This window comes from Ruegeria sp. CL6, from assembly GCF_056536465.1.
Genome location: NZ_JBQFPR010000018.1, coordinates 1 through 9,843, shown reverse-complemented (window position 1 = coordinate 9,843; position 9,843 = coordinate 1). Strand labels below are relative to the sequence as shown.

10 protein-coding genes are annotated in these 9,843 nt (G+C 54.1%); 7 read left to right on the top strand and 3 right to left on the bottom strand.

The genetic code is table 11. The annotated features are described in order from the left end of the window. Window positions 1–238 precede the first annotated feature (238 nt). The gene (locus ACR0LH_RS21325; protein ID WP_480722388.1) at window positions 239–1,873 is read right to left on the bottom strand and encodes an arylsulfatase; all 1,635 of its coding nucleotides are present in this window, start codon (window positions 1,871–1,873) and stop codon (window positions 239–241) included. A 750-nt stretch (window positions 1,874–2,623) separates the two neighbouring features. Here ACR0LH_RS21325 and ACR0LH_RS21320 point away from each other — a divergent pair. From ACR0LH_RS21320 to ACR0LH_RS21300, 5 genes are all read left to right on the top strand, one after another. Continuing rightward, complete coding sequence (locus ACR0LH_RS21320; protein WP_480722387.1) at window positions 2,624–2,791, top strand: hypothetical protein; 168 nt, start codon at window positions 2,624–2,626, stop codon at window positions 2,789–2,791. Continuing rightward, window positions 2,784–2,975 (top strand): hypothetical protein, encoded by a 192-nt coding sequence (locus tag ACR0LH_RS21315; RefSeq protein ID WP_480722386.1) that lies wholly within the window; start codon window positions 2,784–2,786, stop codon window positions 2,973–2,975. The genes ACR0LH_RS21320 and ACR0LH_RS21315 overlap by 8 nt, the downstream gene beginning before the upstream one ends. A gap of 37 nt (window positions 2,976–3,012) precedes the next feature. Beyond that, window positions 3,013–4,317, top strand: coding sequence for a DUF6538 domain-containing protein (locus ACR0LH_RS21310; RefSeq protein WP_480722385.1), 1,305 nt, complete (start codon window positions 3,013–3,015; stop codon window positions 4,315–4,317). Beyond that, on the top strand, window positions 4,314–4,487 hold the full coding sequence (locus ACR0LH_RS21305; protein WP_170502247.1) for a hypothetical protein: 174 nt from the start codon (window positions 4,314–4,316) through the stop codon (window positions 4,485–4,487). Before ACR0LH_RS21310 ends, ACR0LH_RS21305 begins: the two co-directional genes overlap by 4 nt. Window positions 4,488–4,672: 185 nt before the next feature. Then, the gene (locus ACR0LH_RS21300) at window positions 4,673–5,095 is read left to right on the top strand and encodes a hypothetical protein (protein WP_170484291.1); all 423 of its coding nucleotides are present in this window, start codon (window positions 4,673–4,675) and stop codon (window positions 5,093–5,095) included. A 518-nt stretch (window positions 5,096–5,613) separates the two neighbouring features. On the opposite strand, the gene ACR0LH_RS21295 is transcribed toward ACR0LH_RS21300, so the two are convergent. Beyond that, window positions 5,614–7,131, bottom strand: a complete 1,518-nt coding sequence (locus ACR0LH_RS21295) for a hypothetical protein (RefSeq protein ID WP_480722383.1) — start codon at window positions 7,129–7,131, stop codon at window positions 5,614–5,616. A 1,288-nt stretch (window positions 7,132–8,419) separates the two neighbouring features. Here ACR0LH_RS21295 and ACR0LH_RS21290 point away from each other — a divergent pair. Both ACR0LH_RS21290 and ACR0LH_RS21285 read left to right on the top strand, forming a co-directional pair. Next, a complete protein-coding gene (locus ACR0LH_RS21290; RefSeq protein WP_170547256.1) occupies window positions 8,420–8,776 on the top strand; it encodes a hypothetical protein in 357 nt (118 codons plus the stop codon). A gap of 3 nt (window positions 8,777–8,779) precedes the next feature. After that, window positions 8,780–8,980: a hypothetical protein gene (locus tag ACR0LH_RS21285; RefSeq protein ID WP_170547259.1), complete on the top strand. Its 201-nt coding sequence runs from the start codon at window positions 8,780–8,782 to the stop codon at window positions 8,978–8,980. A 322-nt stretch (window positions 8,981–9,302) separates the two neighbouring features. Here ACR0LH_RS21285 and ACR0LH_RS21280 read toward each other — a convergent pair. Next, on the bottom strand, window positions 9,303–9,843 hold a 541-nt coding region (locus tag ACR0LH_RS21280), incomplete at its 5' end, for a tyrosine-type recombinase/integrase (protein WP_480722381.1).

Here is a 9,843-nt window from a genome sequence, read left to right as displayed (position 1 = left end):
TCGGGGGCATTTTGACCGCTAGAGAGGTCGTTAACGGGTGCTGAGAGGACCGCTGTCGAGTCGTTCCGGGGGCCTGAAGACTGGTCGCTGGTGCTGGCGGGTTGATGGGGCGGAGCGGACGTTAAAGTCTAGTGCAGCTAATGGCTGCTGAGAGCCCAAAGGGGCCGTTTGAATTAGCTGTATATTTCTCTTCTGGGTTCGGCGGCGCATATTCAGAGGCGCCTACCGCTCGCTGTAGTTAGTTGCCAGTCGGCAAACCAATAGAAAACCCTTGCTCATTTAGCTGGTCCCTAACGGTGCTGAACCTGTGATATTCGCTTAAGGTGATGGGCCCTGAATAGGATTCACTTTGTACTGGGCGCGGCGGATATTCGATATAGGTCCGCGTGATCCGTTCTGCCTCGCCCATCAGCGACGGCACGGTCCATGTATTTTCACGCCCTGTCGTCATGAAGACGTCATAGCGCTCCATTGGGTCTTCCCAAAGATTAAAGACCTGCGGCACCGTAGCGACATATTTTTCGGATCCGCGCCAGCCAAGCTCAGCGGCAGGAGCTTCTGAGCCAGCCCGGGCCCCATTGTCGCCGCGGATATTGAACACCGCTTTCCAAGGTCCTACACGCACGGCACCGGGTGTAAGCTCATTTTCTGTGAAGTAAGCCCAGCTGTTGCGCTGCGGCTCAGCCTCTCCGAACAGAACCGGTGCCATGTCAACGCTGTCAAAGATAGTTGGCTGCCCCTCGCGGTCCTCGGTGGGCAGTTGCAACCCGGCCAGATGCGCGAAGGTCGCCATTAAGTCGGTACCGCCAACAATGGCATGAGATTTGCTGCCAGGTTCGATTTTACCATTCCACTTGGCGATGAAAGGCACGCGATAGGCACCCTCCCGAACCGTTCCCTTCGTACCTCGGAATGGCGTCATCCCTGCATCCGGATGCACATCCTGCCAAGCCCCGTTGTCGACAGTGTATATTATGAGAGTGTTGTCCTCGATACCAAGTTCGTCGACCTTGTCGATGATTTGGCCAGTGTGAAAGTCCAACTCGACTACCTTGTCACCGTATTTGTTTTTTACCTCGGATTTGCCTTCAAAGTCTGCCGAAGGAAGGTTCGGCTGGTGATTGGCCGCCCAATTCAGAGACATGAAGAAGGGTTGACCCGAGCTGGCCAAGCGCTCAAGTTCGGCCAAGGTTTTCTGCGCCCCCACAGCGTCGAGATTGGCCAAATCCTCTGTGGTCATATCCTCGATGACCATTATTTCGTTGGCTGCTCCGCCGGCCTCACCCTCAAAAACACCAGTCGTATTTTCCTTGAAGAATGCGCGCTGTTCATCAGTCATCTGAGGATGCCAGTCATCAAGTGCGTATGTGTAGGCATTAAGGTGGTAGAGAAATGTATTCTCCATCTTGTCGTAACCGTGCGCGATTGGTAGCGCGTAGTCGGACTCACCTAGGTGCCATTTGCCCATGAAATAGGTGTTGTATTCAGCCTGTTTTAGCACTGAGGCCAGCGTCCATTCACCCGCAGGTAGACCACCGCCCTGACCCTGGAAAGCCACCGTAGTCATTCCCGAACGGTTCGGAAAGCGGCCTGTTTGCATGGCAGCGCGCCCGGGCGTGCAAGACGACTCCGCATAAAAGTCCGTAAGCATGATGCCATCTTTGGCAAGCTTGTCGAGGTTGGGTGTATCCATGCCGCGCGCAGCGCCACCGTGATAGGCTCCAAGATCCCAGTATCCAGTGTCATCAGAGACAATCAGGATAATATTTGGTTTAGAACCAAAAGTGGAAAGTGAGGTTGGGTCAAAGTCTTGTGCCGATGTGCTCGTCGTCGAAAATAGGAAAAGCGCACCTACCGATCTTACGATACTCATTGGTTTCATATCTTGTGATCTCCCTTTTTAAAAGGTTCGGCATAGAGCCACATCGCGAACAGAGCTTGGAGCCTGAGATACTTTAGCGGAAAAAGCCTTGCCTCGCCTCACGCATTTAATCGCTCATCCACTACTTACGTCAAACGCGTGCTCTCAGAACGGCTCCTTGGTCCGCCCAGCGGTCATTCAGCCAACCCTCAACCGACGTCCTCTTTGGAAAAAAGAAAACAAAGTGACCGCCCCCTGCAATCCGCTACGCTAGGCCCTCTCGGCTCCACCGAGCCTTTATCTGGCAGGGGTTATGCTTGTTCTCGGCGTCCTGATGAGCCCGTGCATGACAGCTTGGGCATAGTGCAATCGTGATGAACGTTTTCTTGCCCGTTGAGATGTCGGAGCAAAGTTCCTCACCGCAAATCTCGAGCAACTCCCCGCGTAAAATTAACTCATTGGTGGTGATGCCACATTGCTGGCACTGCGCCTCTTCAAGGGCGCACCTGACTTCCTCAACCGAGACTATCCGTTGATAGTTGCATTCAGTATCGGCCATTTTCATACCCCGCGAAATCGTTGACAACTCAACCCTGTGCAATGGACCTGCTCTGGCCTCACGCAGTAGTTGCCTTGGATCATTCACGCTAACGCAGGTGTCGGGCGCAAACAAGCCAGCGGGCATCACTCACGCCTTCCCTCCCCAAAAAACCGAGCAATCTCCTGCATCTAAATAAAGAAGCAACTGCAGGAGTTTGATCCATGAAGTACCTGTCTGCCCTCGGCGTTCTCGTCGGGGGTTTTCTTTTGCACCCACCGCCCAAGGCCGTCCTGACGACGATGCTCTGGGTGGTTTCGCGGTCCCACCCCGTTGTTTCGGCGCTGGTTCTGCTGGCGGTTCTCTGGACGTGGAGGTCCCACGATGACTGAGCTGAAACTGAACCCCGGTGATGTCGTGGTCGTCCGCGCCTTCGATGACGTCCCTGAGCACCACTTCCGAGTGGAAGAGGTGTTCGAAGACTGCGTGACCGGTTTTGCCGTCACCGGCCCTCTGGCTGGGTCCTATGGCGAACCGGCACTCGAGATGATCCTGCGGGTTGTCTCAACCAACTGACCCCATCCCAAATTCCAACACTGAAAGGAGGAGACCTATGTCTGCTCACATTCGCTATGCCTATCTGAAGGGCCATACGTGGCTGTTCAGACGTAACTATCCCGTTGACGTGGCACTCGCGCTGGGCGCTCGGGCGCTGAAGCAGAGCCTCAAGACCAGTGACCGCAACGCTGCCCGCGTCCGAGCCGCTGAAGTCAATGCGCGGTTCGAAACGCTGGTGGAACAGGTTCGGTCCCAAGCAGAGGAGACCCTGTCTGCCCCAGAGAGCACCACTGAGACACCTGATTGGGTTGACCAGCCAGAGTCGTCTCTCGTCCGTCTCCGGGCCACTCTGGAGCACTCTGGATGCACTCTGGAGCGGTCCAGCTTTGCCAGATCATCAGCGCCGGTGAAAGTGCCGGTTCGTGACCTGAGCCGGGCCTATCTGAACAAGCGTAGTAACGAGCTGCGACCCAGCGGGTTTAAATCGGTCCGATACTCTGTCGGGTTGTTCACTAGTCGATACGGTGACCAATCGGTTTGCAGTTTATCCAGAGCAGACGGACGAGAGTTTCTGTCAGCGATAGCCCAACTGTCTCCAATGATCGGAAAGTCCGAGCGGACTCGTGGGCTGACCCTGGACCAACTGGTCGCGTTCTCGTCTCGGGGATCGGTGACGATAACCGCCAGAACCCAGAGACGGATCTGGTCGCAGGTCAATCACTTCCTCGACTGGGTGGTCTATGAGGGGCATCTAGAACAGAACCCGTTCCGAACCGTTCTCTTCGACCGGAAGGTGCGCCCTCAACCTTATGCAGTTCCAACTGACGATGAAGTGGTGCGGTTGCTCCGAGCCAAGGACCGGGAGTTACATCCGGTTCTGCTGACCTGTCTACTGTCAGGCATGCGAGCGGGGGAAGCGGTTGGGTTGCTTCGGGAAGACCTCGTGACCAAGGGCAACCTTGGTTGCTTCGTCCATGTTCAACCTAACCAACTGAGACTGCTGAAGACCGATGCTGCGGAAAGACTGGTTCCGGTTCATCCGGTGCTAGATAATACGTTCCGTCAGTTACCTGCATCTGGTCCTCTCTTTCCCGACTTGACCGTGGCGCACGTCACCAAGGGGTTCGCGAGACTGAGACGACGGCTAGACCTGGAACGACCGGGACTGGTGTTTCACTCGACCCGCAAGTGGTTTGTGACCCAGTGCGAGCGAACAGGTGTTCCTGAACACTTCACGGCCTCTCTGGTCGGCCATCAATCAGCACGATCAGAGAACGGGATCACCTACGGGATTTATTCGGCGGGCATCAGTGACGAGCAGCGGCGGTCGATCGTCGACCAGATAAGGCTTCCGGTATGAGCTTCCCGGACATTGATGCGTTTGAGGAACGGGCTGCTATCGCCGAGTTCGATGGCGGGTGCACCCGCAAGGCAGCGGAAGATCTGGCGGCTCGGGCTCAGGGGTTCCGCGATGCAGAAGCCTACTGGCAGTGGTTGGCCGACTATGTCGTTAACCGAAGACCACCCTGACACCTAACCCTCGGCGGCCCTTAGTGGGTTGCCGGGGGATCACTTTGCTTTCTTTTTGAAAGGAATGACTAAAATCCAACATCGACAGCGCGGTTTATTAGTTATTGTCTTTTTTAGTACTTTATTGAATCATACTGGCTCTAATATTTTGATAAGATGCAGTTTTCGCGTCGGTGTAATGGGTAATGATAGATATGTTTAAGTGGGTTCAAAAAGGCGCTCTTGACACAACGAAAATAGTCAATGGCGCGTTTAACAAGGCTGTAAAACAGACTGGAGCTGTACTGGACAGTGAAACAGCAAAGCGGCTCAAGGAAAGCACCGTTTCTGCGATGACGATGGCTGGCAACATCGCCAAGAACATGTCTGATTTGAATGGCGATGGGAAAGTCGACGCTGAAGATCTTAAAGTTGCGGCGGAAAAGGCAGGCATAGCTTGGGATAGTATCGACGCAGACTTAAAGACCGCATTGCTAGCTGGCGGAGTGGCAGGCGTAGGTGTCAACATCGTGCCGTTCGTGGGGCAAGCTATAGCTATCCCAACTTTTATCGGAACAACTGCGTATTTCTACCTTGTCACCAAGCTTAACAATTTAAAGAAAAAGTAAGTTCCATAAATTAAAGCGGTAACCAACCTTCAGCGGCTAATCAAAGCCTGCGACCCGCGCCAATGCCCCATCAACCCGCCAGCACCAGCGACCAGTCTTCAGGCCCCCGGAACGACTCGACAGCGGTCCTCTCAGCACCCGTTAACGACCTCTCTAGCGGTCAAAATGCCCCCGAAACCGCCCCAGTTGGTCAGGCTAGTGGGAAAAGGCGATAACAATCATCGGAGGGCAAGGATTCCTACCACCCCAGCCAGTCCTTCAGAACATGGAACGACAGCAGGCACTTGGGTCACTGATAACCGAAAATGCCCCCGTTTATGCCCCCGCTCAGATAACACACGTCTTGCTAGACCGTCTTGCTGTCTGCACGTCAGCGGTGACCTCCCCCCAAACAGAGGGAGAGGCCGATAGCGGTTATGGCTGAGTATAGTCGGGCATAGGGATAAGTAATGGAAAACGCAGGATAAAGAGGAGAAGAGAAACTCAAACCTCTACCCCCCCCCGAGCCTCCAGTTTCCTCATCCCCCCAGAGATTCCAGATAAGCTAACCGCTCGCTGAAGATATGCTGACGAACCCTATAAGCGTGGGTGCGAGGAAGATAGCGCATATCCATGTAATCATTGACCAAGCTGGGAGTTCCTCGTTCCACCTCATCCAACCCCAGATAGTTATTGGACAGGGCAACCGGGCAACCAAGAACACGCATTGCTGCAAGATTCATTGCCGTCTTGAGCCTTAGTGCGTACGAGTAACCAATCAGGAAACTGTCGTGGATGCACAGGACAGGTATCTTCTGTCTGGTGAAATGTCTGATAACCATTGAAGCCATCAAACTGTCAGTGTTCATCAGCGATATCCCACGATCCGCGCAAAGGTCATCCTGAAGGAATGGATGTTTCTTGATTGCAGCATCCAACACCATCCGAAGCTCCGCGTTCTTCATCGACTTTGCCATCGAACCAGCCGGAGAAGCGTCCCGGAACGCACTGTAAGCTGACCGCTCGTTCTTGGCGTTAAGAGCCATGAGGATCAGAAGTTTCACCAACTTGCGCTGCTGCACTTTATCCAAGTCAGGCAACAGTTGTTCATCCAACTCATAGGGATCGCCCTCCAGCTTCACTCCTCTCTTTGCTGCCAGAACCGCAACATGAAGGGCTTGATAGTCCACCTCGACAGTCGGTTCGTCGTTGATGTGGATGCGCTTCCGCACCTCTGAACCCACCGATTGCCACCAGCCGCCATAGAAGCGACCACCGAATGACCAGTCGTTGCGATTGAAGACACGGTGAACGAAGTTATCGAACCCGCAGATGGGAACTCGGGTTATCTCGCCCGCACGAGCACCAGACTTAATCGGACGCTCAATGAACGTGTCTTCCTGATCGGGTATGTCGATGAAAGTTCGCAGCAACAACCCGTTGTACTTCATCAGGTCTGCTCTCATCCAGTCCGTGACTGGAGTATCCTTGTATTCGATGTTTCTTTCTGACTTCTCGCTGGATCGCATGAGAATGCACTCCTTTCCCGGATGGGTCAGGATATGCTGCGGTCCGAACTTGGCTTCCCGAAACATTTGTCGAAGCGGTTCTGCCGCTCTGATCCGGGTGGTTCGGTTCGTACTGGCTCCGGGACCGGCATAACTGCCAGCCGCCAATGAGATGCAACCAACTTCGTGCAGCCGGTGGATGATCTTCGGTGCCAAGCGGGACAATCCAATCTTGTTATACCGAGAATCTGTGTTCCAGGCTGTGTTGCTCATAGCCACGCCGATAGACAGCTCGGGGTCGGCATCCCAAGCCACATAAAGATCGAGCAATATGGCCCGAAGTTGAGCGAAACTGTTCGCTTTGGGTCTTACGCCACCCTTCCTTGGGTTGCTGCTTTCTGGTTCCCCATAACATATTGCCCAGATCTGCTTGGTCAGATGGGAAACGTTCGGGTGTTCTGAATATCGGTGAACATCTAGTAGTTTGGAGTAGTGCGGATTTGTGATCGGAAAAGCATCTAGGGTCTTTCCAGCGTATGTTTCTTCCATGAGTCAATTTGGTCCTCAATATATGCGACCACGCCCAGAGCGCATTGAGGCCCTGAAGACGTGATTAGCCGGGCGGAACCGAAGACAGCATCAAGCCATCAACGAGACGCACCTCGACTGTGGGTTATGTTGTGTTTGAGAATTGAGGCCCTTCCGGTGCCTCGATAGCGGACCAAACCGCTATAGCGCCTCTAGACGCTGATCATGGTGCCCACGGGATGCGGGCGGCTCAAGGAAGGCGAAACTATCTTTGGTTGAGTAAACAATCAAGGCCTTTTTTGTTACCCACGCTTATAGGGTTCGTCAGCATATCTTCAGCGAGCGGTTAGCTTATCTGGAATCTCTGGGGGGATGAGGAAACTGGAGGCTCGGGGGGGGTAGAGGTTTGAGTTTCTCTTCTCCTCTTTATCCTGCGTTTTCCATTACTTATCCCTATGCCCGACTATACTCAGCCATAACCGCTATCGGCCTCTCCCTCTGTTTGGGGGGAGGTCACCGCTGACGTGCAGACAGCAAGACGGTCTAGCAAGACGTGTGTTATCTGAGCGGGGGCATAAACGGGGGCATTTTCGGTTATCAGTGACCCAAGTGCCTGCTGTCGTTCCATGTTCTGAAGGACTGGCTGGGGTGGTAGGAATCCTTGCCCTCCGATGATTGTTATCGCCTTTTTGGCGAAGCCCGAGAAACTGGGGCGGTTTCGGGGGCATTCGCTAAGCTCTGCGACGGGCATTTCTGAACGCTAGAGAGGTCGTTCGCGGGTGCCAACAGGCGCGACTAGACCGCTAGAGAACCGTCCACTGGCCCTGACACGACCGTTGACGATCGATTCCGGGGGCTCAAGACTGGTCGCTGGTGCTGGCGGTTTGCGGGGCAGCGCGGGCGTTCATGTCTAGTGCAGCTAATGGCTGCTGAGAGCCCATTATTACCTTTACTGCGCCTGCCCAAACTCACGTGATGTCGTCCCAGCTGAGACGAGTTCGAATTCGCCTGACAGCACAAATTCTTGAAATATCGCACGAGTTTCGCGAAACGTGCCTTGTGAGTCGGCCACCAAAAGTCTTCTGGATTTGTAAGCAAGAGCCTTTCCTGCCGACAGATTCGACGAGATCCAGATGCTGAAATCGTTGCCATTATGGATGGCATGCGGTTTAATTGTTGCTAGTACAAGATATAATCAAATTACAAAATTTTGACTTGGTTTACACGGATTGCCCGATGATGGGATTTGGCCGTTCAGGCTTCGTCGTAAGCACAAATCGGGTCATTTGTCATAGAAGGGGGATTGGAAGTGAAACATCTCAAATGGACGGGCATCGCACTGTTCTTCGTTTTTGCTGTAATTGCGATTTCCACACCTGTATCTGCGGACGGGCAATACGTCACCGGCAAAGAGTGGACGGAATCCAAAAAGTCAGAAAAGCTTTCGTATTTAATGGGCATCTCAAACCTAATGAGTGCTGATTACATGTTGCAGAAAAAATCTGGGCGAGCAGGAGGGTCTGCCATACCGGAGCTATACCGAGAAACTGCAAACATTTCCATCGAGCAGGCTATGGATATGATAGACGCTTGGTATGCCGCCAACCCCGATGAAATGAACGAAACGGTCCTGGATGTGATCTGGGTAACAATTGTGGAGCGCTGAGCCATGTTTGCACTGAACAAAAGAGTTTTTAAGCCTGCAACAAAGTTGGCTGCTGCAGTGGTTATCGGTGCACACTTGTCTGCATGTGCCACGGTTGGCGGAGCTGCTATTGGCGCTGGCATAGGCGCATTAGCCGGAGACGCCGAAACGGGCATGGCTGTGGGTGCAACGACCGGTGCGGTAATTGATATTTTTGGTCGTTGAGAACTCGACTGCCGAGGCGATGACATGGTCGCCATCTACGGCGGTTTGTCCGCACCTCGGTCATTCAGTCACCTTGGACCAGGGTCCGCTTGGAAGAAAAATAAATTGAGCACCCCCGGCAACCCGCTAAGGGCCGCCGAGGGTTCTGTCTAAGAGGGTGGTCTTCGGTTAACGACATAGTCAGCCAGCCACTGCCAGTAGGCTTCAGCATCACGATACCCTTGGGCTCTGGCCGCTAGGTCCTCAGCTTCCCGACGAGAGCAACCGCCATCGAACTCAGCGATGGCAGCTCGCTCCTCGAACGCATCAATGTCGGGGAAGGTCATGTCGGCAGTCTTATCTGGTCAACGATCGACCGCCGCTGCTCGTCACTTATGCCAGCGGAATAAATCCCGTAGGTGATCCCGTTCTCCGACCGTGCCGATTGATGGCCGACCAGAGAGGCCGTGAAGTGCTCAGGGACACCAGTTCGCTCGCACTGGGTCACAAACCACTTACGGGTCGAGTGAAACACCAGTCCCGGTCGTTCCAAGCCTAGACGACGTCGGAGCCTTGCAAATCCCTTGGTGACGTGCGCCACCGTAAGGTCAGGAAACAGAGGGCCATGGCTCGGAAGTTGACTAAACGTCTCGTCCAGAACTGGGTGGACCGGAACCAGCCTCTCCGCGGCGTGGGTTTTCAGCAGTCTCAGTTGGTTAGGTCGAACATGAACGAAGCAACCAAGGTTGCCCTTGGCCACGAGGTCTTCCCGGAGCAACCCAACCGCTTCCCCCGCTCGCATGCCTGACAGTAGACAGGTCAGCAGAACCGGATGTAACTCCCGGTCCTTGGCTCGGAGCAACCGCACCACTTCATCGTCAGTT

Bases quoted from the DNA above. Each gene is read 5' to 3' on its own strand.
- ACR0LH_RS21325 (WP_480722388.1), bottom strand. From the start codon at position 1,873: ATGAGTATCGTAAGATCGGTAGGTGCGCTTTTCCTATTTTCGACGACG.
- ACR0LH_RS21300 (WP_170484291.1), top strand. From the start codon at position 4,673: ATGATAGATATGTTTAAGTGGGTTCAAAAAGGCGCTCTTGACACAACG.
- ACR0LH_RS21310 (WP_480722385.1), top strand. From the start codon at position 3,013: ATGTCTGCTCACATTCGCTATGCCTATCTGAAGGGCCATACGTGGCTG.
- ACR0LH_RS21320 (WP_480722387.1), top strand. From the start codon at position 2,624: ATGAAGTACCTGTCTGCCCTCGGCGTTCTCGTCGGGGGTTTTCTTTTG.
- ACR0LH_RS21315 (WP_480722386.1), top strand. From the start codon at position 2,784: ATGACTGAGCTGAAACTGAACCCCGGTGATGTCGTGGTCGTCCGCGCC.
- ACR0LH_RS21305 (WP_170502247.1), top strand. From the start codon at position 4,314: ATGAGCTTCCCGGACATTGATGCGTTTGAGGAACGGGCTGCTATCGCC.
- ACR0LH_RS21285 (WP_170547259.1), top strand. From the start codon at position 8,780: ATGTTTGCACTGAACAAAAGAGTTTTTAAGCCTGCAACAAAGTTGGCT.
- ACR0LH_RS21295 (WP_480722383.1), bottom strand. From the start codon at position 7,131: ATGGAAGAAACATACGCTGGAAAGACCCTAGATGCTTTTCCGATCACA.